Annotated in this window: 19 protein-coding genes, 2 tRNA genes and 3 pseudogenes; 8 read left to right on the top strand and 16 right to left on the bottom strand. The window is 67.9% G+C overall.

What is annotated here, in order from left to right:
- Positions 1–5: 5 nt before the first annotated feature.
- Together ACU610_RS00780 and folC are read right to left on the bottom strand one after the other, a co-directional pair.
- A complete protein-coding gene (locus ACU610_RS00780) occupies positions 6–404 on the bottom strand; it encodes a DUF4233 domain-containing protein (RefSeq protein ID WP_446765823.1) in 399 nt (132 codons plus the stop codon).
- Positions 401–1,756 (bottom strand): bifunctional tetrahydrofolate synthase/dihydrofolate synthase, encoded by a 1,356-nt coding sequence (gene folC / locus ACU610_RS00775; RefSeq protein ID WP_446765822.1) that lies wholly within the window; start codon positions 1,754–1,756, stop codon positions 401–403. The genes ACU610_RS00780 and folC overlap by 4 nt, the downstream gene beginning before the upstream one ends.
- A gap of 42 nt (positions 1,757–1,798) precedes the next feature.
- On the opposite strand from folC, the gene valS reads away from it, so the two are divergent.
- From valS to ACU610_RS00760, 3 genes are all read left to right on the top strand, one after another.
- Entirely contained in the window at positions 1,799–4,393 is a 2,595-nt protein-coding gene (gene valS / locus ACU610_RS00770; protein ID WP_446765821.1) for a valine--tRNA ligase, read from the top strand.
- A 154-nt stretch (positions 4,394–4,547) separates the two neighbouring features.
- Positions 4,548–5,009 (top strand): hypothetical protein, encoded by a 462-nt coding sequence (locus ACU610_RS00765; protein WP_446765820.1) that lies wholly within the window; start codon positions 4,548–4,550, stop codon positions 5,007–5,009.
- A gap of 174 nt (positions 5,010–5,183) precedes the next feature.
- A complete protein-coding gene (locus ACU610_RS00760) occupies positions 5,184–5,468 on the top strand; it encodes an endonuclease domain-containing protein (RefSeq protein ID WP_446765819.1) in 285 nt (94 codons plus the stop codon).
- A 126-nt stretch (positions 5,469–5,594) separates the two neighbouring features.
- Here the strand turns inward: ACU610_RS00760 and clpX are convergent, their stop codons facing one another.
- The 7 genes and pseudogenes from clpX to ACU610_RS00725 all read right to left on the bottom strand — a co-directional run.
- A complete protein-coding gene (gene clpX / locus ACU610_RS00755) occupies positions 5,595–6,866 on the bottom strand; it encodes an ATP-dependent Clp protease ATP-binding subunit ClpX (RefSeq protein WP_446765818.1) in 1,272 nt (423 codons plus the stop codon).
- 282 nt (positions 6,867–7,148) lie between these two features.
- Positions 7,149–7,775, bottom strand: a complete 627-nt coding sequence (locus ACU610_RS00750) for an ATP-dependent Clp protease proteolytic subunit (RefSeq protein WP_446765817.1) — start codon at positions 7,773–7,775, stop codon at positions 7,149–7,151.
- Positions 7,776–7,795: 20 nt separating this feature from the next.
- Complete coding sequence (locus tag ACU610_RS00745; RefSeq protein WP_446765816.1) at positions 7,796–8,431, bottom strand: ATP-dependent Clp protease proteolytic subunit; 636 nt, start codon at positions 8,429–8,431, stop codon at positions 7,796–7,798.
- Positions 8,432–8,841: 410 nt separating this feature from the next.
- Complete coding sequence (gene tig / locus ACU610_RS00740) at positions 8,842–10,350, bottom strand: trigger factor (protein WP_446765815.1); 1,509 nt, start codon at positions 10,348–10,350, stop codon at positions 8,842–8,844.
- Positions 10,351–10,478: 128 nt separating this feature from the next.
- Positions 10,479–10,552, bottom strand: a tRNA-Pro gene (locus ACU610_RS00735).
- 47 nt (positions 10,553–10,599) lie between these two features.
- On the bottom strand, positions 10,600–11,508 hold the full coding sequence (locus ACU610_RS00730; RefSeq protein WP_446765814.1) for an amidase: 909 nt from the start codon (positions 11,506–11,508) through the stop codon (positions 10,600–10,602).
- Positions 11,509–11,510: 2 nt separating this feature from the next.
- Positions 11,511–12,026 (bottom strand): annotated as a pseudogene (locus ACU610_RS00725) (amidase family protein); the annotation flags it as partial.
- A gap of 107 nt (positions 12,027–12,133) precedes the next feature.
- On the opposite strand from ACU610_RS00725, the gene ACU610_RS00720 reads away from it, so the two are divergent.
- Positions 12,134–12,207, top strand: a tRNA-Gly gene (locus tag ACU610_RS00720).
- 187 nt (positions 12,208–12,394) lie between these two features.
- On the opposite strand, the gene ACU610_RS00715 is transcribed toward ACU610_RS00720, so the two are convergent.
- From ACU610_RS00715 to ACU610_RS00695, 5 genes and pseudogenes are all read right to left on the bottom strand, one after another.
- Positions 12,395–12,640, bottom strand: a complete 246-nt coding sequence (locus tag ACU610_RS00715) for a hypothetical protein (protein ID WP_446765813.1) — start codon at positions 12,638–12,640, stop codon at positions 12,395–12,397.
- Entirely contained in the window at positions 12,637–12,888 is a 252-nt protein-coding gene (locus ACU610_RS00710; RefSeq protein ID WP_446765812.1) for a hypothetical protein, read from the bottom strand. Before ACU610_RS00710 ends, ACU610_RS00715 begins: the two co-directional genes overlap by 4 nt.
- A 332-nt stretch (positions 12,889–13,220) precedes the next feature.
- Positions 13,221–13,364 (bottom strand): annotated as a pseudogene (locus ACU610_RS00705) (IS3 family transposase); the annotation flags it as partial.
- A 116-nt stretch (positions 13,365–13,480) separates the two neighbouring features.
- Positions 13,481–13,681 carry a hypothetical protein gene (locus ACU610_RS00700; RefSeq protein WP_446765811.1) on the bottom strand — a complete coding sequence of 67 codons (201 nt, stop codon included), beginning with the start codon at positions 13,679–13,681 and terminating at the stop codon, positions 13,481–13,483.
- 278 nt (positions 13,682–13,959) lie between these two features.
- Positions 13,960–14,795 (bottom strand): annotated as a pseudogene (locus ACU610_RS00695) (transposase family protein).
- A 253-nt stretch (positions 14,796–15,048) separates the two neighbouring features.
- Here ACU610_RS00695 and ACU610_RS00690 point away from each other — a divergent pair.
- From ACU610_RS00690 to ACU610_RS00680, 3 genes are all read left to right on the top strand, one after another.
- Positions 15,049–15,909 carry a hypothetical protein gene (locus ACU610_RS00690; RefSeq protein WP_446765810.1) on the top strand — a complete coding sequence of 287 codons (861 nt, stop codon included), beginning with the start codon at positions 15,049–15,051 and terminating at the stop codon, positions 15,907–15,909.
- On the top strand, positions 15,906–16,760 hold the full coding sequence (locus ACU610_RS00685) for an alpha/beta hydrolase (protein WP_446765809.1): 855 nt from the start codon (positions 15,906–15,908) through the stop codon (positions 16,758–16,760). Before ACU610_RS00690 ends, ACU610_RS00685 begins: the two co-directional genes overlap by 4 nt.
- 211 nt (positions 16,761–16,971) lie before the next feature.
- A complete protein-coding gene (locus ACU610_RS00680; RefSeq protein WP_446765808.1) occupies positions 16,972–17,490 on the top strand; it encodes a tetratricopeptide repeat protein in 519 nt (172 codons plus the stop codon).
- 463 nt (positions 17,491–17,953) lie between these two features.
- Here ACU610_RS00680 and ACU610_RS00675 read toward each other — a convergent pair whose 3' ends face one another.
- Positions 17,954–20,542, bottom strand: a complete 2,589-nt coding sequence (locus ACU610_RS00675; RefSeq protein ID WP_446765807.1) for a hypothetical protein — start codon at positions 20,540–20,542, stop codon at positions 17,954–17,956.
- Positions 20,543–20,834: 292 nt separating this feature from the next.
- On the opposite strand from ACU610_RS00675, the gene ACU610_RS00670 reads away from it, so the two are divergent.
- Positions 20,835–21,002 carry a hypothetical protein gene (locus tag ACU610_RS00670; protein ID WP_446765806.1) on the top strand — a complete coding sequence of 56 codons (168 nt, stop codon included), beginning with the start codon at positions 20,835–20,837 and terminating at the stop codon, positions 21,000–21,002.
- A 950-nt stretch (positions 21,003–21,952) separates the two neighbouring features.
- On the opposite strand, the gene ACU610_RS00665 is transcribed toward ACU610_RS00670, so the two are convergent.
- Positions 21,953–23,782, bottom strand: a complete 1,830-nt coding sequence (locus ACU610_RS00665; protein ID WP_446765805.1) for a GmrSD restriction endonuclease domain-containing protein — start codon at positions 23,780–23,782, stop codon at positions 21,953–21,955.
- Between the last annotated feature and the right edge of the window lie 119 nt (positions 23,783–23,901).

Raw genomic sequence — 23,901 nt, 5'->3', positions numbered from 1 at the left:
GGAGCCTACGCGGCACCCGTCCCGGCGTCGTCGTCCTGACGAGGGCCCGGCTCGGCGAACGGCGAGCCCAGCAGCTCCCTGCGGACCTGCAGCAGGTACAGCCAGATGAGCACGAAGAGACCGCCGACGAACCACATGACGCTGTTGATCAGACCGGTGAGCAGCAGCGGCACCTGCAGCGCGGTGGCGGCCACCAACCCGTGGGGACGGCGCTGCACCCCGCTGGCCAGCACGAGGACGACGGCCAGCACCAGCAGCAGCGTCAGCCGCACGCCGCCCAGGCCCTCCTCGGTCTGCGCGATGCCGCGCGGCACGAGGAGGACCGCGATGCCCTCGAGCACCAGCACGCCGGCCGCCGCACCGCGCAGGGCGCGGGCCGCCCGCACCGGGTCGGCCGCGGTCACGGCTGCTTCCCGCCCATGAGCGTGCGGGCCTCCCCCGCCGTAATCACGCTGCCGGTGACCAGGACGCCGGAGCCGCCCAGCGCGTCGTCCGGACCGGCCTCGGCCAGCTCCACGGCCTCGGTCAGGGCCTCGGGCAGCCGCGGCGAGACGCTGACCCGGTCGGCGCCGAAGACGTCGACGGCCAGCGTGCCGAGCTCGTCGGCGGGCATCGCGCGCGACGAGCTGTTCTGGGTGACCACGAGCTCGGCGCAGACGGTCTCCAGCTCGCGCAGCATGCCCTCGACGTCCTTGCCGTGGACCACGCCGACCACGCCGACCAGCCGGGTGAAGTCGAACGACTCCCGGATCGCCTCGACCGTGGCGGCCATGCCGGCCGGGTTGTGCGCGGCGTCGACGAGCACCGTCGGGCTGCTGCGCACCCGCTCCAACCGGCCGGGTGAGCGGACGGCGGCGAACGCGGCGCGCACGGTCTCCTGGTCGATCGGCCCGGTCGCGGCGCCGGCGCCGAGGAACGCCTCGACGGCGGCGAGCGCGGTCGCGGCGTTCTGCGCCTGGTGCGCGCCGAAGAGCGGGAGGTAGACCTCCTCGTACTCACCGCCGAGGCCCTGCAGCCGCAGCTGCTGCCCGCCGACGGCGACCCGCCGGTCGAGGACACCGAACTCGGTGCCCTCGCGCGCGACCACGGCCTCCACCTCGACCGCGCGGCGGACCAGCGCGTCGAGCGCCGCGGGCTGCTGGCGGGCCAGCACCGCGACCGCGTCGCGCTTGATGATCCCCGCCTTCTCGCCGGCGATCGTGCCGACGTCCGGGCCGAGGTACTCGGCGTGGTCGAGCGCGACGGGGGTGACGACGGCGACGCGGGCGTCGACCACGTTGGTCGCGTCCCAGGTGCCCCCCATCCCGACCTCGATGACCGCGACGTCGACCGGGGCGTCGGCGAAGGTGGCGTAGGCCATGCCGACCACGACCTCGAAGAAGCTCATCGGGTGCTCGCCGGCGGCGTCGACCATCTGCACGTAGGGCGCGATGTCGTCGTAGGTCTCGACGAACCGCTCCGCGCTGACCGGCTCGCCGTCGAGGACGATCCGCTCGCGCACCGACTGCAGGTGCGGGCTGGTGAACCGGCCCACCCGCAGGCCGAAGCCGCGCAGCAGCTCGTCGACCATCCGCGCCGTCGTCGTCTTGCCGTTGGTGCCGGCCACCTGGACGACGGGGTAGGCCCGGTGGGGGGCCCCGAGCAGGTCGACCAGGGCGGAGATGCGGGTCAGCGAGGGCTGCAGCCGCGTCTCGGGCCAGCGGGCCAGCAGCTCCTTCTCGACGCGGGCGAGATCGGCGTCCCGGCTGCTGCTCATCCTCCCCAGGATGCCAGTCACCGACTACCTACGATGAACGGCATGACCACCGACATCCACACCCCGGAGACCTCCGTCCCCGGAGCGGGCGCCGGTGTACCGGAGAAGCCGTCGCTGGACGGGCTCGAGGAGAAGTGGGCCGCCCGCTGGGCCGAGGGCGACACCTACGCCTTCGACCGCGCGGCCGCGTTCTCCGCCCCGCGGGAGCAGACGTACTCGATCGACACCCCGCCGCCGACGGCCAGCGGATCCCTGCACGTCGGGCACGTGTTCAGCTACACGCACACCGACATCGTCGCCCGCTACCAGCGGATGCGCGGCAAGCACGTCTACTACCCGATGGGCTGGGACGACAACGGCCTGCCCACCGAGCGCCGGGTGCAGAACTACTACGGCGTCCGCTGCGACCCCTCGCTCCCCTACGACGGGGACTTCCAGCCCCCGGCCAAGCCGGGCAAGGACCAGGTGCCGGTCTCGCGGCGCAACTTCGTCGAGCTGTGCATGCGGCTGACCGAGGAGGACGAGCGCGCCTTCGAGCAGCTGTGGCGCCGGGTCGGGCTGTCGGTGGACTGGCACAACGTCTACCGGACGATCTCGGAGGCCTCCCGCGCCACCGCGCAGCGCGCCTTCCTGCACAACCTCGCCCGCGGTGAGGCCTACGCCCAGGAGGCGCCGACCCTCTGGGACGTCACGTTCCGCACGGCGGTCGCGCAGGCCGAGCTCGAGGACCGCGAGCGCCCCGGCGCCTACCACCGCATCTCGTTCCACACCGCCGACGGCCCGGTGTTCATCGAGACCACCCGGCCGGAGCTGATCCCCGCCTGCGTCGCGCTGGTCGCCCACCCCGACGACGAGCGCTACCAGCCGCTGTTCGGCCGGACGGTGCGGACGCCGCTGTTCGACGTCGAGGTGCCCGTGGTCGCGCACCGCCTCGCCGAGCCGGACAAGGGCTCGGGCATCGCGATGATCTGCACCTTCGGCGACCTCAACGACGTCACCTGGTGGCGCGAGCTGCAGCTGCCCACCCGAGCGGTCGTCGGCTGGGACGGCCGGCTGCTGCCCGACGCGCCGCCCGGCGTCCCCGCCGACCGGTACGCCGAGCTGGCCGGCAAGACCGTGTTCAGCGCCCAGCAGCGGATCGTGGAGATGCTGCGCGAGTCCGGCGACCTGGACGGCGACCCGCGGTCGATCACCCACCCGGTGAAGTTCTACGAGAAGGGCGAGCGCCCGCTGGAGATCGTCACCACGCGCCAGTGGTACATCCGCAACGGCGGCCGCGACGAGGACCTGCGCGCGGCGCTGATCGCCCGGGGTCGCGAGATCCAGTGGGTGCCCGAGCATATGCGGTACCGCTACGAGAACTGGGTCGAGGGGCTCAACGGCGACTGGCTGATCAGCCGCCAGCGGTTCTTCGGCGTCCCGTTCCCGGTCTGGTACCGGCTGGACTCCTCCGGTGAGCCGGTGTACGACGAGCCCCTGCTCGCCCCGGAGGAGTCGCTGCCGGTCGACCCGTCCTCCGACGTCCCGCCGGGCTTCTCCGAGGACCAGCGCGGCAAGCCGGGCGGCTTCGTCGCCGACCCCGACGTCATGGACACCTGGGCGACCTCGTCGCTGTCGCCGCAGGTGGCCTCGGGCTGGGACACCGACCCGGAGCTGTTCGCGCACGTCTTCCCGATGGACCAGCGCCCGCAGGCCCACGACATCATCCGGACCTGGCTGTTCTCCACCGTCGTCCGCTCGCACTTCGAGCACGGCACGGTGCCGTGGACGCACGCGACGATCTCCGGCTTCGTCGTCGACCCCGACCGCAAGAAGATGTCGAAGTCCAAGGGCAACGTCGTCACGCCGATCGACGTGCTGGAGCGCTACGGCACCGACGCGGTGCGCTGGCGGGCCGCCGGCGCCCGGCCGGGGGCGGACTCGCCGTTCGACGAGGCGCAGATGAAGGTCGGCCGCCGGCTGGCGATGAAGATCCTCAACGTCGGCAAGTTCGTGCTCGGGCTGGGCGCCGTCGACGTGGACCTCGGTTCGGCCGCCGACCGGATCACCGAGCCGATCGACCGTGGCCTGCTGGCCGGGCTGGCGGCGGTCGTCGACGAGGCGACCGCAGCGATGGAGTCCTACAACTACACCCGCGCGCTCGAGGTCGCCGAGGCGTTCTTCTGGTCCTTCTGCGACGACTACGTGGAGCTGGTGAAGTCCCGGGCCTACGGGTCGGGGCCGGCCGCCGGGTCCGCGCGGGCCACGCTGGCGCTCGCGCTGTCGGTGCAGCTGCGGCTGTTCGCGCCGGTGCTGCCGTTCGTCACCGAGGAGGTCTGGTCCTGGTGGCAGCCGGGCTCGGTGCACCGCGCGCCGTGGCCGGCCGCCACCGAGCTGCCGGCCGGCGGGGACCCCGCGGTGGTGTCGGTGGTGGCGGCCTCGCTGGCCGGGGTCCGCAAGGCCAAGTCCGACGCCAAGGTCTCGATGCGGGCCGACGTCGAGTCCGCGACGGTGACCGCGCCGGCCGAGCAGATGCCGCTGGTCGAGGCCGCGCGCGGCGACCTGGTCGAGGCCGGCCGGATCGCGTCGCTGGAGGTCGTCGCGGGCGAGGGCCCGCTGGCAGTCGACGTCGTCCTCGCGCCCCCCGCGGAGGCCTGAGCCTCCGGGCGACTCGGTGATGTGCGGTCATGGGGCGCTCTCACGCAAAGATGCGCCACGACCGCACATCACCGCCGCCTCCACAGGCCGGTAGCCGGTCCACAGATCACGGACGTGCCATCCCGGACGCGTCCGTCCCCGTGACGGTGCCCGGGTGGCTCACGACCTCGCGGCACTCCTCGGCCCACACGGGGTCGCCCGGGTGGCCGAACTCGCCGGCCGGGTGGACCGGCACACCGTCGGTCGGTGGGTGGCCGATCGACGACTGCTGCGCCCCCGTCAGGGCGTCGTGGTCCTGCCTCCCGCCTGGGAGGACTGGCGAACTCGCGCGCTGGCCGCCGGCCTGGCGACGGACGGCACGCTGAGCCACGTCTCCGCTCTGACCGTGTGGCGGGTGCTCGATGACGACAACGGGCCGGTGCACGTGTCCGTCCCGGCCACCCGCAGAGCATCGCGCAGCCGTGGGCTCGTCGTGCACCGGGTCCAAGACCTGGTGTCCGACCAGCTCGACCGTTCCCTGTCACCCCGCTCCCCCGCGCGCTTGCAGACAGCTGGGGCGCGGCGTTCGGTCAGAGCGGCGGTCGCAGAGCAGTCGAACGGGTCCGCGGCGCCGTGATCGACTCACTCCGCGAGCGGCGAGTGACAGTGGCCGAGCTCCGCACCGAGGCCGCTCGGCGTCCGGGCCCTGCCCGGACGCCGAGGACTGCGGTCCCTCGTCGATCTGGTCGCGCAGGGGTGTCAGAGCGAACTTGAGATCTGGGGCGTCCGCCAGGTCCTCCAGGCTCCGGGGATGCCGCGCTTCGTGCAGCAGCACCCGGTCGTCCTGTCGTTCGGCACGGTCCACCTGGACGCCGCGGTGCCGGAGCTCAAGGTCGCCGTGGAGCTCGACGGCGCGGCCTTCCACGGCAGCTCGGAAGCACGTGAGCGGGACACCCGGCGGGACGTCGCGCTGGCGGGCCTGGGCTGGGTGGTCCTCCGGTTCAGCTACCACCGCCTGACCCGTGAGCGGGAGGCCTGTCGGCGTGAGGTCCTCGCCGTCTGCCGAGCCCGCCAGGAGCTGTTCGGGGTCCGGTGATGTGCAATTGCGGCGCGTCTCTGCCACGGAGTGCGCCATGCATGCACATCGCCCTCCCGCCCGCTGCCGGGAACGACGACGGCCCGCCTCCCAACTGGGAGACGGGCCGTCGTGGTGCGCCTGTGCTCAGGCCGACTTCTCGCGGGGGGCGCGGGTCGGCTTGCGCGGCACGATCGTCGGGTTGACGTGCTCGAGCACGACCTCCTTGGTGATCACCACGGAGGCCACGTCGTCCCGGCTGGGCACGTCGTACATCACCGACTGCAGGACCTCCTCCATGATCGCCCGGAGGCCGCGGGCACCGGTACCGCGGAGGATGGCCTGGTCGGCGATCGACTCGAGCGCGTCGTCGGTGAACTCGAGGTCCACCCCGTCGAGCTCGAACAGCCGCCGGTACTGGCGCACCAGGGCGTTCTTGGGCTCGGTCAGGATGTTGATCAGCGCCTCGCGGTCCAGCTTCTCCACGCTGGTGATGACCGGGAGCCGGCCGATGAACTCGGGGATCATCCCGAACTTCAGCAGGTCCTCGGGCATGACCTCGGCGAAGGCGTTGGCCTCGTCGATCTCCTTCTTGCTGCGGATCTCCGAGCCGAAGCCGATGCCCTGCTTGCCGGCCCGCTGCTCGATGATCTTCTCCAGCCCGGCGAAGGCGCCGCCCACGATGAACAGCACGTTCGTCGTGTCGATCTGGATGAACTCCTGGTGCGGGTGCTTGCGGCCACCCTGCGGCGGCACCGACGCCGTCGTCCCCTCGAGGATCTTCAGCAGCGCCTGCTGCACGCCCTCGCCGGAGACGTCGCGCGTGATCGACGGGTTCTCGCTCTTGCGCGCGATCTTGTCGACCTCGTCGATGTAGATGATCCCGGTCTCCGCCCGCTTGACGTCGTAGTCGGCGGCCTGGATGAGCTTGAGCAGGATGTTCTCGACGTCCTCGCCGACGTAGCCGGCCTCGGTCAGCGCCGTGGCGTCGGCGATGGCGAACGGGACGTTGAGCATCCGGGCCAGGGTCTGCGCCAGGTGCGTCTTGCCGCAGCCGGTCGGGCCCATCAGCAGGATGTTGGACTTGGCCAGCTCGACCGAGTCGTCGCGGCTCCCGGCGCCGCCGGCCTGCACCCGCTTGTAGTGGTTGTAGACCGCGACCGAGAGCGCGCGCTTGGCCTTGTCCTGGCCGATCACGTACTGCTCGAGGAAGTCGTGGATCTCCTTGGGCTTCGGCAGCTCGTCGAACTTCAGGTCCGACGACTCCGAGAGCTCTTCCTCGATGATCTCGTTGCAGAGGTCGATGCACTCGTCGCAGATGTAGACCCCGGGGCCAGCGATGAGCTTCTTGACCTGCTTCTGGCTCTTCCCGCAGAACGAGCACTTGAGCAGGTCGCCGCTCTCACCGATTCGTGCCACCTGCTGACCTCCACCTCGGGGGGAACTCCAGGCCCCTGGTCTCAGGTGCCCGCCTGTTGATGGTGCTGATGTCCCGTGCTCGGCCCCGCTCGGCGAGGCTCTCCTCCCGGCGGCTCAGACCGGGGATCGGGCGCTCGCCGACCGTACCTGCCGACGCCGCCCCCGGAGAGCGATGACTCGCCCGACGGGGACGGCGCCCTGACCACATGCGTCCCGCGTCCCCGACGGTACGGGTCGAGCGCCCGACACGCGCGTACTCGACCCGTACCGCTTTTCGGAGGATCAGGCCGGCAGGGCGTTGAGCTTGCGGCTCTGGATCACCGCGTCGACGATCCCGTACTCCTTGGCCTCCTCGGCCGTGAGGATCTTGTCGCGGTCGATGTCGGCCCGGACCTGCTCCGGCGTACGCCCGGTGTGCCGCGCCAGGATCTGCTCCATCTGGGTGCGCACCCGCTCGATCTCCGCGGCGTGGATCTCCAGGTCGGACACCTGACCGCCGGCCTCGCCGGAGGGCTGGTGGATCAGCACGCGCGAGTACGGCAGCGCGAGCCGCTTGCCGGGGGTGCCGGCGGCGAGCAGGACGGCGGCGGCCGAGGCGGCCTGGCCCATGCAGACGGTCTGGATGTCGGGCCGGACGAACATCATCGTGTCGTAGATGGCCATCAGCGAGGTGAAGGAGCCACCGGGCGAGTTGATGTAGATCGTGATGTCGCGGTCGGGGTCGTTGGACTCCAGCGTGATCAGCTGGGCCATCACGTCGTTGGCCGACGCGTCGTCGATCTGCACCCCGAGGAAGATGATGCGCTCCTCGAAGAGCTTGTTGTACGGGTTGGACTCCTTCATGCCGTAGCTGGTGCGCTCCACGAAGGAGGGCAGCACGTAGCGGCTGGAGGGCATCTCGAAGCTCATGTCAGTTCTCCTCCGAACCGTCAGTTGTCGGTGACCGGGTTGGCCTGGTCGGTCATGGCGGCACGGCTGACGACGTGGTCGACGAAGCCGTACTCGAGGGCCTCCTGCGCGGTGAACCAGCGGTCGCGGTCGGAGTCGCGCTCGATCTGCTCGATCGGCTGACCGGTGTGGAAGGACTGCAGCTCGTTGAGCTCGCGCTTCGTGCGCCGGAACAGGTCGGCCTGGATCGCGATGTCGGCCGCGGTGCCGCCGACGCCGGCCGAGGGCTGGTGCATCATGATCCGCGCGTGCGGCAGGGCGTAGCGCTTGCCCCTGGTGCCGGCGGTGAGCAGGAACTGGCCCATCGAGGCGGCCAGGCCCATGGCGTAGGTCGCGACGTCGCAGTCGATGAACTGCATCGTGTCGTAGATCGCCATGCCGGCGCTGACCGAGCCACCGGGCGAGTTGATGTACAGGTGGATGTCGCGCTTGGGGTCCTCAGCCGACAGCAGCAGCATCTGCGCCGCCAGCTGGTTGGCGATGACGTCGTCGACCTGGGTGCCCAGGAAGATGATGCGCTCGCGCAGCAGGCGCTCGTAGACCGAGTCGTTGAGGTTCATCCCCCCGGCGGCGCCACGCATCAGCGGCGCGCTGGCCTGGATCGGGTTGGTGCTCACGGGTGCGGTGACCTCCGTAGGACTGTCGTGCAGGCGATCTGGGGCGGGCTGGGTGGTGCGGGGCCCGGGTGAGGCCCCCAGGGGTGTCTTTCCCCGGTGCTCGCCAGAGTCTGCGTCGACCCTAACGCGGACCCGTGCAGCGACAGTCCCGGCGCAGGGGGGTGTTCGCCGTGGGCGCAGCGCCGGGTGCGCCGGTCAGCCGCGAGACGACCGACGCCGTCCCATCCCGGTCTCGGGGTGGGACGGCGTCGTGGCGGCGCGGTCCCGTCCAGGGGCCTCGCCCCGAACGTGCGAGGGATCGCCCGACCCCTGCAGGGTCCCGCGGCCGGCCCTGTCCAGAGGCTCGCCGTGAGCCTGCGAACGGTGAGGAGGACGGTGCCCTTCAGCGGTGGGGGGCAGGGGGTCCTCACTCAGCCCTTGGTGACGTCCTCGGTGTCCTCCGTCGCGCCCTCGGCCGCCTCGACGGCGACCGCGTCCGCCACCTCGGCGTCGGGCGCCTCGTCGGCGACCTCGGCGTCGGCGGTCTCGCCCTCAGCACCCTCGCTGCCGGCGTCCTGGCTCTCGGCGGTGTCGGCGCCGGCGGCCGGGGCCTGCACCGTGCGCGGACGCAGCGCCTCGAGGTCGACCACGTTGCCGGAGGCGTCGGTGATCGTCGTCTCCTCGAGCAGCTGGGCGAGCACCTTGGTGCGGCGGACGTCGGCGACGAACTCGGCGATGTTGCCGCCCTGCTGCAGCTGCTGGGCGTACTGCTCCGGGCTCATCCGGTTGCGCTGCGCCTGCGCCATGATCTGGGCCGAGAGGTCCTCGTTGTCGACGGTGACCTCACGGGCGTCGGCGACGGCGTCCAGGATGAACTGGGTGCGCACCGCCTCCTCGATGTTCTTGCGCTGGTCGGCGTCGTAGGCCTCACGGTTCTCGACACCGGTCATCTGCAGGAAGCTGTCCCAGTCCATGCCGGCCTGCTGTAGCTCGTTCTGCATCGCCTGGTTGCGGAACTCGATCTCGCGGTCGACCAGGTTCTCCGGGATCGGCACCTCGACGGTCTCGAGCAGGTGCTCGACCAGCTTGTCGCGGGCCTGCGCACCCTGCTGGAGCACCTTGGTACGGGCCAGCCGGGTCCGGATGTCCTCCCGCAGCTCCTCGAGGGTGTCGAACTCGCTGGCGGTGGAGGCGAACTCGTCGTCCAGCTCCGGGAGCTCCTTGGTCTTCACCGAGCGGACGGTGACGGTGACGTCGGCCGTCTGCCCGGCGTTCGGGCCCTGCAGCAGCGCGGTCTGGAAGGTCTTCGACTCGTCGGCCGACAGCCCGCGGACGGCGTCGTCGAGGCCCTCCATGAGGTTGCCGGAGCCGACCTCGTAGGACATGCCGGTGGTCGAGCCGTCCTCGAGCACCTCGTCGCCGAGCTTGGCCTCGAGGTCGATGGAGACGAAGTCGCCGTCCTGGGCGGGGCGGTCGACGCCGGTGAGCATGCCGAAGCGCTCGCGCATGACCGAGATCTGCTGGTCGATCTCCTCGTCGGTGACCTCGACGTCGTCGACGGTGACCGCGAGGGAGTCGAGCGGCGGCAGCTCGATCTTGGGGGCGACGTCGACCTCGGCGGTGAAGGCGAGGGTGTCGTTGTCGTCGAGGCGGGTCACCTCGATCTCGGGCTGGCCCAGGACACGCACCTGGTTCTCCCGCACGACCTCGGAGTAGACCTCCGGGATGGCGTGCTGGACGACCTGCTCGAGCACCACCGGCCGTCCGATGCGCTGGTCGAGCACCCGGTTGGGCACCTTGCCGGGGCGGAAGCCGGGCACGCGCACCTGCCGGCCGAGCTCCTTGTAGACCTCACCGAAGGCGTGGTCCAGGTCCCCCCACGGCACCTCGATCGCCATCCGGACCCGCGTGGGGCCCAGTTCCTCGATGGTGCTCTTCACAGCGGCAGTGCTCCTCGATCGACAGACGGGGATGGGGCGCCGGACAAGACGGACGACGCCGGGTCGACCCCCGAGTCTAGAGACCGCCGCGCGGGTGCCGGTCCGGCGGACCGGGAGGACGGGAACGGTCGGGGTGACAGGATTTGAACCTGCGGCCCCCCGCTCCCAAAGCGGGTGCGCTACCAAACTGCGCCACACCCCGTGACAGCCGCGAGTCTAGGCGCCCCTCCCCCAGCGGCCGCTGCCCGCTCAACCGTGCACGACAGGACGCCGATCCGCCCAGGGCGCCGCCTGCTCCAGGGCCGCAGCCACGCGGACGAGCACGTCCTCCCGGCCGGAGGCGGCCACCAGCTGGACACCGACCGGCAGCCCCTCGGCGGTCCAGTGCAGGGGCAGGCTGATCGCTGGCTGCCCGGTCACGTTGAACTGGGCGGTGTAGGGGATGAAGCTGTTGATCCGCCGGCCCTCCTGCTCGGGCCCCTCGGCGGTGAACCACCCGAGCTCCGGCGGCGGCGCCCCGACCGTCGGGGTGACCAGCAGGTCGAACCCGGCGCCGCCGACGTCGGCCGGGGCCCACCAGGCGGCCATCCGGCGGGTCCACGAGCCCAGCCACGTGCGGGCGCCCAGGTAGTCCTCCGCCGACAGCTTCCGGCCCACGGCGCGGTTCACCATGTTGCGCGGTTCCAGCTCCGCGTCGTCCACCGGGCGGCCGAGGGCGAAGCGTCCGAAGGCCGAGATGGTGAGCGCGGTGTCGGCGGCGATCGTGGTGGTGAAGAAGCGGGGGAAGAGCGGGTCGAACACCGCCTCGGGCGTGCCCGGCTCCACGGTGCAGCCGAGCTCCTCCAGCAGCCGCCCCGTGCGCTCCACCGCCTCCCGGCAGGCCGGGTCGTCCAGGTACTGCTCCCCCGGGTCCGCGTCGAGCAGACCCATGCGCAGCTTGCCCACCGGCGCGCCGACCTCCTCGACGAGCGGCCGGGGCAGTGGCGGGGCGGCGTACGGGTCGCCGGGCATGGGCACGCCGATGGCGTCCAGGGCCCCTGCGGTGTCGCGGACCGAGCGGGTGACGACGCCGTCGATGGTGGCGCCGGCCCAGCTCTCCCCCAGCTCGGGCCCTGGCTCACGCGGGCCCGCGTCGGCTTCAGCCCGACCAGACCGCACGCGCTGGCGGGGATGCGGATCGAGCCACCGCCGTCGTTGGCGTGCGCCACGGGCACCAGGCCGGCAGCGACCGCGGCCGCCGACCCGCCGCTGGACCCGCCCGTCGAGCGACCGGTGTCGTAGGGGTTGCGGGCGGGACCGTTCGCCTGCGGCTCGGTGGTGCCGAGCTCCGGCACGTTGGTGCGGCCGAGGAAGACGAACCCGGCGGCGCGGAAGAGGCGAGCGAGATGGCTGTCGGTGGGCCAGCGGACGCCGGCGTCGCGCAGGAACGAGGTGCCGTAGTGGGTCTCCTCGCCCGCGACGTGGCAACCGAGGTCCTTCAGCAGCATCGGCACCCCGCGGAACGGCCCGTCGGGGAGCTCACCCGCCGCCTCCCCGCGCGCGGCCTCGAACCGTTCGCGGATGACCGAGTGGAGCTGTGGGTCGACCCGCTCGATGCGCTCGATGGCCGCCTCGACGAGCTCCTTGGCGCTCGCCTCCCCGGAGCGCACCAGCTCCGCCTGGGCGGTCGCGTCCATCCACGTGGTCTCCGTCACGCGGCGGACCGTAACGAGGGCGGACGACGCAACGCCCCGACCGCCGGCCCGCGGTCGGGCCGACGGAGGCTACGCTGTCCGAGCACCTCGCGGGTGTAGCTCAATGGCAGAGCCCCAGCCTTCCAAGCTGGCCATGCGGGTTCGATTCCCGTCACCCGCTCCACGTATAACCGCAGGTCAGCTCGCCTGTTAGGTCCTCTGGAGGGTTACCGGAGGACCGTCCGGAGAGCCCGTTTCAGGCCCCTGGAGACCCCTGTTTTCCGCTCCATTGGTCATGGATTGGTCACGCCGGGCCCCCCATACGGCCAGGTCGCGGCCCTCGTTCGTCCCCTCCCCGTGACCACAACTGGTCACGCGGTGAGCTCGAGGCTGTGCGCGGCGGCAATCTGCCGAGCGACCTCCCCCACCGGGACCGAGCGGCGCTCGGCTGCGGCACGGCTGTAGATGACGACGGCGAAGACGGCGTACTGCCACAGCGGGGTCTGCCACCAGCCGGCATCGCTCAGCAGGTCGGGCTGCGGGCCGCCGCGCATGCAGGCGACGGCGTAGACGGCGTACTGGCCGTTGCGGTGCTCCACACGGTCGCGGAACGTCACCTCGGGAAGGAAGCGCTCGCGCAGCCCCTCGGACTCCAATGGCTCAGCGCCGGCCGGACTGCGAGGTCGAGCGCCGTGACGGCGTGTTCCAGCAGTGCGACGTCCGGGGTGAACCAGCCGGGCACATGGCTAGGAGCCGCGGCCGCCACGAGCTCGTAGACGTCGTCGCCCCGAGCCAGGCCGGACAGCACCGCAACCTGAGCCCGGCGATGCAGGACGTCCCGGTCGATGCGCTCGGGCTTCGTCACCGCGACATCGTCACCCGAAGGTCTAGTCCTGCACTGCCATCCAGAGGACGCCGCCCAGCCCACTGAATCGAGCGCCCGGTCGGAGCGGCGCAACCTAGTACGACAGGCGGCGCCTTCGACAGGTCAATGTAACGACCAGGACACTTTTAGAACTGGCGTGCCAGGGGAGCTTGGTCTGCACCCGGCGTGATGCGTGGGACCAGGGCGGCCAGCGCCCAGGTCTCCCGAAGGGCAACGGTTTTGCAATCATTTGCTCCGTCTGAACCGTCCTGGATCTGACGGAGGCTGGGTTCAAGCCACCTTGAGGGCCCGGGTAGCCATGGTGGAGGGTCTTCGAACTCGACCGGCGGCCGGTATTCGATTTCCGAGTGCAGGCGTTCGGTGTCCGACCTATGAACCCAGGCGGCGGTCTCCCGTTCGACCGCGTTGCGGCCGGTCCAAGACCGCTGGCGGTCGATCAGCTCGGTCTCGTAGAGGCGCGTCGTCCGGCGCGGGACCGCGGTGGTCGACGAGGTCCGCCGACGCCACAATCACGCGCCGCGGCCCACCTAGGCGCGTCCGATGATTACCAGGGCCGGACGAAGGATCCGGGCTAGTCGGCGGCGGCGTTTCGGCGCCCTTCCCTCTCCCGCTCCTTGATCATCTCCCGCCACTGAGAAACGATAACCCAGAGCGCGGCCGTGCCAAAGAAGGCCCCCACGTACATGAAGCCTTTCGCCCACTCTGGCAGGTTGTCCTCGAATCCCCACATCAGAATGAGGGCCAGCGCGCAAATGCCCAGATAGGCGCCCATTGCACCTTCCCTCCCCAACCACGGGCTCGGGGCGCGCCTGCTGGTGCGCCCTCCCCCTCTCCTCGGCAGGCACCGTAGGGACTCTGACCGGGGCAGTCATCGCCCATTGGGGGCACTTTTGGCGGGTTGGAAGGTCGACTTCACTCGCCACGTAGGCGCCATGCCCGTCCCGAGTCATTGTGGCGCAGTCGTCAGCAGCCCAATTCGGCGAAGCGCAGGCCAAGCGCGGTGACCCTCTGGGGATCGAGCCCACAACCCGTGGAGTAAAGGGCTGGGGCTCACTGAGCCATTCCCAGTAATGGCTGGGTTGCTGGCCATGTGGTGCGGCCGTGCTGGTGGTGGAGCAGCGCGAGAGCGGCGGCGACTATCGCACCGATGGCCAGGGACAGAGGCTGACCCGGCGCAGGGCCTTAAAGGTGGTTCCGGGCAGGCAATTGCGGCGTTCGGCTACGGCCCGGGTGGCCGCGTGCAGCAGGGTCACGGTGCGCTGATCGTCGGTCAGCGGCGCTTCGGTGGTCTTCTTGATCGGCATGGTCAGCGCCGCCCGCTCACCCTCGTACCCCAGATTGGCCAGGACGGCATGATCCTCGTCGGTCCACTCGCCCAGTAGCGGCAGCGACTCGGCGTGGGTGCGCAGCGCGGTGGTGTCGTGCTCACGGCCGGGCCGCAGGGGGAGGTCCACAGCGGCCAGCCGTCCGTGCGGCGATGACCTGCACATTGCCGCCGTCGCAGGCGTGCTTGCCCGACCACCACAGGTCCACCCGCCGGTCAGGCCGGTCGGTGCGCGCGGCCGGCCCCGCAGCCCGGCAGCGGTAGGTGCGGACCAGCGCGCCGTCCAAGGTCCATGCGCATGGCCGGCGCCGCGCAGTCCGGGCGCCGCGGCGGCCAGGGCGTCGATGCCCTCGTGAAGATGGCGGTAGGCCGTCGAGCGGCCGATGGCGTTGTCGGCGGCCAGCTGAGCCAGCCGGGTTCCGTCGACAAACCAACGGAGCAGCAGCACTGCCTGCCGGTAGCAGCCCAGCGCCCGCCGCCGACCGCGGGTGCCGCGGCGGCGGCGCTCGGCGGCCAGCAGCCGCGACACGAACAGCACGGTCTCCTCCGCGACGGGGAGCACGGCGGCGTAGGTGACAGGATCGGACACAACAGGACCTCGGTGTGGGGCATCCGTGAGCAGACGTCCCTCCTACCGAGGTCCTGTGCTTGTTCCGGTCATCTCCTCGCCGTCGGCGTGTCCCTCTGACCAGCCAACCCTCCGCTACTCGGAATGGCTCAGTATCTATTGACGAGAAGCAACTGAAGTGCAGGGTGTTGCGACCGCCCTATGAACCTTCGCCTACTGCGCCTATACCACTTGCTCAGGGAGTGTTATGACATACAACCGCACCCCCCAACGGTCATGGCTGTCAGGGCTACTTGCTGCACTCGGGCTCTATGCCCTGCTGTTCTCCGGCCTCGCGGTCGCTATCGTGGCGGGAATTATTGTCGCCTTGCCGCTAGTTGACGTGTCCAGCGGCGTTGCGAACCCCGCGCCAAGTGGATGGGTGGCACTTCTGGTCATCATGGGCAGCGGAGTTGCTGCGATGATCAGCATCGAGATAGTGCGCCGACTCGTTCCAATCCGCGGCATTTACCAGAGAAGGGCGGTGTCACGACTTTTGGGCGGAGCTGTGACCTCAGGGTCGCCCTATGGGCTTCGCGCGGAGTTGGCCTGGTACGACGTTCCGCTCGAACAGCTGATAGCCCAGATGGGCGGGATCGCAGAAAAGGAACTGTTGGCACTAGAGGCGGACTCAGGCTCATCAGACACTAGGCAAGTTCCGGCCCTCTTGGGAGCGCTCACTAAAATGGAGGAGATGCAGCTCACCACCTCGATGCCGGTTCCAGCGCCTACCCTTCCAAGCCAGTACTCTATTCGGCGGCGCCGGGACGAACCCATGACGATGGAGTACCGCGAAGTCCCCGGCGATGAGGCTGAGGTACGGGCCCGACTGGAGGCGGCGCTTGACGAGCTGCAAATTGTTATCGGAGCCCGGTGGAGAAGGTGTCTCCGCTTGTCAGGCTGCCTCCTTGCCGCCTGCATCACTTACATAGCGATTGCCGTGGCGTACTACCCACAGGGCGACGGAGCTGCTCTTCTACCTTTCCTACCGTCAGCCTTTATCCTCGGGGGCTTCATATCCTGGTTGGCTCGCGACCTGGTCGCAGCCGTTGAGCGTTGGCGGCGATGAGGGGGCGCGGGCCCATTCAGGTCTTAGCACGCGAAATTGCCGTCGCCGGCCGACCCGCGGCGCCGCGGTCACGCTGGGGGTCGCTCATCGGTCGGACAACGCTGACAATTTTCATACACGGATTCAACAACAGCGAGCCTCGAGCGACGGACACGTGGGAGAAGACTTATTCCCAGCTGTGCGACAGGCTCAGCGACAGACAACTCGATCAGCTCGTGCTCTACTACTGGCCAGGCGACGCCACGTCTCGGCAGGCGACTTCGGCTCCCCTCTACTTTAGCCGGGTTCCACAAGCGGCGCAATGCGGACAAGACCTTGCAAGCTATCTCGCTCATTTGGCGCAGCGAATCAAAACCCTGAGATTGCAGATTGTCGCACACTCCCTCGGGTCAAGGGTGGCGCTAGAAACCATTCGAGCGCTCGGCGGACACCCAAAAGTTCGAGTCGAGAACGTTTTGCTTCTGGCCGCCGCCGTGCCGGCGGGCCTGTGCGAGGACCCACGCCGTTACGGCAAATCACATGCTGCGAAGGAGGTCGTCGTTCACTCGCGGAACGACGACGTTCTGCGGCGCTCATTTCCTGCGGGTCAGTGGATGGCAAGACACATGGCAAGCCGCACCCGTCGGGACCCGGACCCCGGACCACTTAAGGAGGCAGTAGGTTACCGTGGTAAGCCAACAACTCGCTGGTCCGGTGAGCCGGACTCAAGCGGCCTGAGGCACGGAGAGTATTGGACCAATGAGGGTGTAATAGATCGCATTGCATCCCTACTCGGACGCAGGGCAACACGGACACTGGCAGAGCGAGCCCCTAGAACTCGAGAGACCCCGCAGCGCAATCCCCGTTGGTGACATGAGGTACTTGCCGCGCGCAACGGCGCTTTCGTCGCGGCCGGCGCGCTATCCGGAAAGGGTCCGTTCGGGACGCGCTACCCGGAGTTGCTCGACGGGCCGCTGCGCGGCATCGCCGCCGATCCCGACGACCTGGCCGAAACCGTGGGAGCGCTGGTCGGCTACCCGCTGGCCCGCCGCTCTCCCCGGCGGCTTCCAAGTCCACCGGCTGGTGGCCGCGGTGATCCACCACCAGCTCTCCCCGAACCGGCAGCAGGCCACCGCCGAGCGGGTGGTGGCGCTGCTGGCCGCCACCGCCGGCGACCCTGACGATCCGGCCAGCTGGGCCGGCTACGCCCGGCTGGCTCCACATGTGCTCGCCACCGCCCCGCAGAATGACTCCTCTCCCGCCGGCCGGCGACTGGCCTTGGACACGAACTGCCCTCTGCAAGCCAAAGGAATCAGCTCCGCCAGCCGGACCGTCGCCGAACAGCTGCTTGACCGCTGGCAGCGGGAGCTTGGCCTCGACCATCCCGACACCCTCACCGCCGCCAACACCTTCACCTGTGCACTGGTCCCGCTGGGCGAGGCCGAGCCGGCCCGAACCCTGGGTCAGGACACCCTGCAGCGCTGCCGCCGCGTGCTCGGCCCCGACCACCCGACCATCCTGTACCTAACCCAGGCCGCCAGCCTCGGCGACCTCATGCTCGGTGGCGGTGCTGCTCCTGACCGCCCGGATCGTCCGCTGTGATCGTGGATCTACGGAACCCGTGCGCCTCATCGTGGAAACGGTGAGCCCCACGGCGCTACGGCGTGACCCGTGATTATCCGGCGTGCTCAGGTGCCGGTGCACCATACGATATGGCGGCTTGCATGTTCGAAGGGCGCGGGTCGCGCGTACGCCGCGTGATGTGTATCGCTGTTGCGTGAGTGGTCGGGGAGTCGAATTCTTCGTCAGCCACGCGGGCGGGACACCGGATGGGCGGAGTAGCTGGCCTGGCAGCTGGAGCTGGCCGGCTACATGGTCGATCTGGACGAGTGTGATTGGCCTCCGGTGAGGTTCCGTGGCCCGCGTGCAGCAGGCGCTGAAGCGGGCAGACCAGCTGCCGATGCTATGCACCGAGGCCTACTTCGCCTCAGCGTTCGGCGACGCAGAGCTGGGGCGGCCTTAACCGCGTCCGGGAACAGCCTTAATCAGCGCCAAACGAAATACATCATCCACCCAACCCCATAGACGCCTCGATCGCTGCTGCAGCGACCGAGACACCGACCTCGTTAGCCCGGTCGAGAGCCCACCTTCCAGCACGCCGCAAAGCGCCACCAAGTTGCTCATCGTCTCCATCCTCAGCCGATTCTACGGCTTCAGCCAATGCCTCAACGACCCGCATCGGGCGCTCCGCGGTTGGAGAGCTCTTGACCACCCGGATGAGTTCCGTCAGCTCACTCACCAACCGATCCCGGTCGATCGGCCGAGTCGCCGTCTCCCCGTTGATGATGACGAAGTCAGACGCCCTGGCGCCGCGCCCCACGCTGCCAGCCGGCCCGTAGACGTTGTACGTTTCACCCATCGACCTCTCCTCCCTGCCCTGCAGGTTGACATTCACTACAATCCCACCGGCTGCGCCAGTGGTCCTGGGCTCAATCTCCTGTTCCGAAGAGTCCTCCTGGCCAAGCACAATCTTAATGGGAGTGAGGTTTTGAGCGCGCAAAGCACTCATGATCCACTCGGATCCGACCTCCGACTCCCGGATCACCTCGTCGGCTAGGCCAGTCAGCTTGGCCGGCAAGCGAGGAAAGTAGAAGGCGGGGAACACGGTAATCCACCGGGGGCTTTCCGCCCAGATTAGTGCCCACGCTAGCGGGTCGCGCGTGTCGCTCATTTCCACAACCCCGGCGGCAGCCTGCCCCATCGCCTCGAAGTAGACGTCCGCTGCCCCTTGCTGTGCGGCAATCAATCCGCGCAACCAACAGGTGGCGCTGTTGCTCTGCAGTCGACCGGCCTCGTACGCTTTGAGGGCCCTGTCGGGATCCCCCTCGACCAGCCAGCAGAACGCCACCTGAGCCGCTACGGTGGGGTAACCCAGATGAGATTCTCCTAAAACTGCCGCCGCCTCGTATCGGCCCTGAAGTTGGAGCGACAGGATATCGCACAAGGACGGCTGATGCTCATTGATCCCCTGTGCCAGGATTGCATCCCGTGCCCGACTTACAGATCTCCCGTCCCCTTGAGCGAAGGCGATGAAGGCCGCCTGCTCAAAGAGTCTCCAACTGTACTTCACCGCTGGACCAATTTCAGTGTACCCATCGAGCAGGAGACGGACTGCATCCGCGTGCGCCTCCATTCCGCAGAGGACGAAGGCGCCGACCGAGAGAATTCTGAGCTTGTGGGCAGGAGGCAGAGACTCAAGACCAGCATTGATCAACTGCAATGCCAAGTCGCGCTCGTTCCGCTCCACCAACTCCTGAATGGCTTGATCAAGCACCTGAACGGCGCCACCCGAAGAGAGCCCCTGCAATGCCTGATGCCCGATTGCAGACACTGCCCGAGCAGTATCCAGACGGGCGGCCAATTTTGCGCGTAGAATCCAGGCCGCCGGATCCTTTAGCTGACGCGTGGCAAGTCCAACCTGGCGATAGGCGAGGCGTTCGTCGTCGGCGCGCCCCCGAGCAGTTAGCAACTGGGCCATTACGTATCTCAGGCGATGATGACCCTCTCCGCTATCCGCCAGGGCTGCTACAAGGGTTGCGAGCAACTGACTCGCAGCGCGCGGATCAGTAGGCACCCTAGACAGCGCTTGGTAATTGGCGAGCAACAGATCGCGATACTCGGAGGCCATTCCCTGAAAATGATTGTCCCGCCCTGATTCAAGGAGATGGTACCTAGCCTCGACGAAGTCGCTCCCGGCTCTCACGAGGTCCCGAAAGCCCGAAGGTCGAACCCTCTTCACGAAGTGATCAGCCGCAAGACTATGCGCAGCGACGCGACGCCGTTCCGTTGCCGAGAGACGGGATATGCTCAACTGGCGCGCCACAGGGTTGACCGAATACCAGCGCCCGACGCGAGTGATCAAGAAGCGACTTATGAGCGCATCCTTCATTACTTCGGGCTTGGCGCCATGCGGCGCGGCGGACGCGAGCGCCTCAACAAGGAAAGGCTTACGGTAGACTGCCGCATTCTCCAGGCCCACCACGGTCGACGCATCGAGGCGCCCGATTGTCTTCTCAAGAAACTGGCGCTCTAGGCGCTGGACAAGTTGGGGTGAGACGACTTGGTCGCGAAGATCCCAAGCTTCAACGTCGAGATCAATTAAGTTCTGCACGGGCTCCTCACGAAGACACGCGACGAAGGCCTGCATAGCGCGAGGGTTTCTGCCGAGCCAGGAGGCAATGTCTCCCAAGCTTCGCTCGGCCACCTCCTGAGTCAACCCACGATCCTTCAACAGCCTTCGTAACAGACTGACCGCATCATCGTCGCTGGGTGGAGCCATTGTCTTGATTGCTGCATCCTCAAGCCACGGGCCTTCGGACGGTGATTCTGATGTTACAAGCACTAGGCGGCCATCTCCCGCCTTCCGGCCTACGGTTCGGATGAAGTCAAGAACCGACGAGTCGGGAAGTCGAGTCTCAGGTGCCAGTAGTTGGTCGAAGTCGTCGACGATCACGAGAGCTGGCTCCTGAAGGAGATCAAGCAGCCCTGCGCGGAAATCTCCGTCTGGATGGTCGGCTACCATCGAATGCCCACCCGCCTCAAAGGCGGCCGCGATCTCAAACAAGAGACTTTCAAGGCCGTATTCGCCTGGCACGGCCCTCACCAATGCCGACGGCCCCCTCCACAGGCGCCGAACTTGTCGAGCGAGGGAACTTTTACCTATTCCGCTGAAGCCCTCTATGATGCAAATGCTGGGCCCAGATTCCGGTAAGTCGTCGACCAGCCACTTAAGTAAATCGAGCTCGCTCAAGCCGTGGTACATATGTCATGTCCCCCCACATGCGCCGGACACCGTGGCCTTCCACAAAGTGAAGCTCATCCGGCCTGGCGATGAGCGTAGGGCAACGACCTCGTCAGGCTGCTCAACGCCGCGCCCCATCAAGGCGGTGCCGCAGCGCAGGACCGACGTCAACGTCGCTGAGTGGATCGGTCAGCTGCTCGAGCATCGGCTGCTGTACCCGTCGTTCGTGCCGCCACCGGGTATCCGCCGGTTGCGGATGCTGACCCGCCACCGGGTGCAGCTGATGCGTGACCGCGCGAGGGAGGCCAGCTGATGCTGAAGGACGCCTCCATCAAGCTCTCCGCAGTGGCCTCGAGGCTGACTACGGTCTCGGCGCGGGCGATGCTGATTGATGGTGAGCGGGATCCGCGGGTGCTGGCGAGTTGACCAAAGGCAGGATGCTAGCCAAGATCACGCAAGTAATCTAGGCGCTGACCGGCAGCTTTGACGACCACCACGCCCGACGAGTCAGGGCGATCCTGCGCCGTCTGGAGTAGGTCGGGTACGCCCTCGCCGAACTGGATGCGGTGACCGCCGATGCCTGCCAGCCCTGGGCATACCCAGGTTGCCAAACGGCAAGTACTGACCGTGGTACAGGACGAGCACGGCGATGAGCACACCCGCCACTTCGAGCGGGCGTCGACGTCAAGCGCTGGCTGGATGGGGTCACCGCGGCCATGTTCACCGGTACCTACGTCGACCCGTCCGGTGGCCAACGGACCTTCGCCGAGTGGTCCGCCCGTCACGTCTGGGCGCCTGGCACCGAGGCTGCCATATGCCTCGCTGCCCGTTAGACCACCTTTGCCGCCACTCGGGTGCGGCTCCCTGCGGCGCCTCCACATCGAGTACTGGATGGAGAGGGTCACCCGCGGTCCAGCCCCCGGCACGGTGCACACCCGACCCAAAGATCGTCGCGCCGTTCTCCGCGGCGCCGTCGCCAACCGGGTCATCCCTCGCGGCCCCAGCGAAGGTGTCACCTTCCCCGCAATCGCCGCGCGGCCGTCGCCATGACGCTGCCAACACTGGCTCAGGTCGGCACTCTCCTCAAAGCCGCCGACGATCCCTTCCGCGCCTTCATCGGGCTGTGCGCCTTCGCTGGGCTCCGGTTCGGCGAGGCCGCCGCCGTCCGCGTCGGCGACATATCGGCTCCCTCGAACACCGTCAGCACCGCTGGCGCATCCCGCGCGCGCGGCGGCCGGGCTTAACGGCGCGAAACTGCACGACTCAAGCCTGGTCGGACGCCGGCTGGTCGTCCGCTTCCCCCTCCTTGACGGTTAGTGGAGCGACGGGCCTCCCCGTCACGGACTCAATCTGGTCTACGACGGTCCTGAGTCGATCGAGGAGGAATGCAGCATAGTCGTCCGCCGCAAGCGCCTCCGCCGAGGCGAGGTGCGAGTCAAGCAGGGCATCGACGTCAGAAGACGCCTCTTGCATCGCCTGTAGGTAGAGACTCGGCTTTTTTGCACCTATACGTCGATTTGTCTCCGCATCAATCAGAGCCCGGTTGAGAATCAGCTCCGGACTGTAGCCACCATTGTCGATACGAGTCGCCGGATTGGTGTCATTGAGGCGCGCCTTCGGGTAAAGGTGATGTGAGTTGACCTTGTTCTCGATGTAGGTCGAAGGCGTCAGAGGTTCGCCTTTATGGAAGTCTTTCGCGCCTGCCTTGACGGACAGGGCCATCAGAGCCTGGAGCAGCGCCTTCTTCTTGACCGTTGCGGCGAGAATGTCGTCGGCCTTGATAGTGAGCGTGCCGATCGCCTCCGGTTCAATGGGCACGCCGCCCCTCTCTTCATTCACGAGCCAAGCGATGAGGTCTTTGTAATCTTTTTCGGACTGACTCGCCGCCCCTTGGTCGAAGTTGCTTGTAAACACTGAGGCCCAAAAGTACTGTTCGATCTTCTTGATCGCCTGAGCCTTCTTCTCGCCCAAGAGCGACTCCCGAAATAGCCAAGCGCCAGCGAAGGGGACCAGGATGGCCTGGTACGGCAAAATGTCTCGGTGAATAATTCCACAGTTGTCGCGCAACCACTCAATTGAACGCTTCAGGGCAAGGATGACATCATCCCACCCTTCTTCGACGTCTTTCGCCCTGAGCTTGTTGAGCACCGCGTTCCGTTGAGGGCTGCCGTGCTTCACGAGGGTGAGAATCTGTAGAACCAAGTATGGATCAATGGAAAAGCCGCCGTGATCGTTCTCCAGGTTTGGGTCCCGCAGTACTGAGTGATTCGCCTTGGCAGTGTCCCAGTAGTCGCGAAGGTTGACTCCGTCGCTGTAGAATTTGGCAGTCAGAATCTCGAAGGGCCCGAGTCGAATACTGTTCGTGTTCAGCTTCTCGAAAACATTACATACAGCGGCCACGGAAGCCGCCCCGGTCAGGGTAATGACCGGAAACCGGTAGTTCTTCAACTGGTCCAGGTATCGATCACGAACTTCGCGCAGAGTCCCTTGCCTCCGCTTCCGCTCGGCCTTCGTATCCGCCTCTTCGACAAGTTCGTCCATCCAGTCGTCGAACTTGTCACCCAATGGGAATCTAAAGTGCTTGTGCTGCCACTTCAATGACCGATGCTCCGGCTGCTCAGGCTGAGTCTTTTTCAGTCCTCTTCGCTCTCGGGCAGTCAGTTCCTGAGCGACCACGACGCTGTCCCAATTAATGACCTCACTAGGAAGCAACTCATAGCTTTCCATGTCCACAAGAGCGTCGATGGCGACGAAGTAGGACTCTTCAGTCTTCCGGTTCAAGGCCCGATACAACGCGGTCAGGCGCTGCTGTCCATCGAGGATGAGTCGATCTGGAAGTCGATTGGCCGGTAGCGCGGGAGCATTGGCAACAGGACGCGCGTCCAACAGTTGCCCCTCTGGGCGCCAGAAAAGCAGGGCGCCCGCCGGATACTTGGCCATAATTGAGCTAAGGAGGCTCGCCGTATTGGCCGGCGCCCAGATGAAGTCACGCTGAAACTGGGGCAAAGCCAGCTTGCCTTGCGCGACCTCCAGGAGGAGCGTCGTCACGGATTCGGGGTTGGTCTGAAAGAGATCCGCCTCGTGCTGGTCCACAGTTAGAACCTACCCGCGTCGAGCCTCCAGCCTTGTCAAGACGGCGGCGGGTGGTTCCGCGGCATGTCACGTGCGGCGAACGCGCTACGTCCCTCTGAGAGAAGACAGCTGCGCTGCCC

The sequence above is a fragment of the Geodermatophilus sp. URMC 61 genome (assembly GCF_052931555.1).
This window is presented reverse-complemented; position numbering and strand designations above follow the sequence as displayed.

What these genes read in the sequence shown, in the direction of transcription:
- folC (WP_446765822.1), bottom strand. Translation starts at nt 1,756, where the DNA reads ATGAGCAGCAGCCGGGACGCCGATCTCGCCCGCGTCGAGAAGGAGCTG.
- valS (WP_446765821.1), top strand. Translation starts at nt 1,799, where the DNA reads ATGACCACCGACATCCACACCCCGGAGACCTCCGTCCCCGGAGCGGGC.
- ACU610_RS00760 (WP_446765819.1), top strand. Translation starts at nt 5,184, where the DNA reads ATGCCGCGCTTCGTGCAGCAGCACCCGGTCGTCCTGTCGTTCGGCACG.
- ACU610_RS00750 (WP_446765817.1), bottom strand. Translation starts at nt 7,775, where the DNA reads ATGAGCTTCGAGATGCCCTCCAGCCGCTACGTGCTGCCCTCCTTCGTG.
- ACU610_RS00700 (WP_446765811.1), bottom strand. Translation starts at nt 13,681, where the DNA reads ATGGGCGCCTATCTGGGCATTTGCGCGCTGGCCCTCATTCTGATGTGG.
- ACU610_RS00690 (WP_446765810.1), top strand. Translation starts at nt 15,049, where the DNA reads ATGACATACAACCGCACCCCCCAACGGTCATGGCTGTCAGGGCTACTT.
- ACU610_RS00685 (WP_446765809.1), top strand. Translation starts at nt 15,906, where the DNA reads ATGAGGGGGCGCGGGCCCATTCAGGTCTTAGCACGCGAAATTGCCGTC.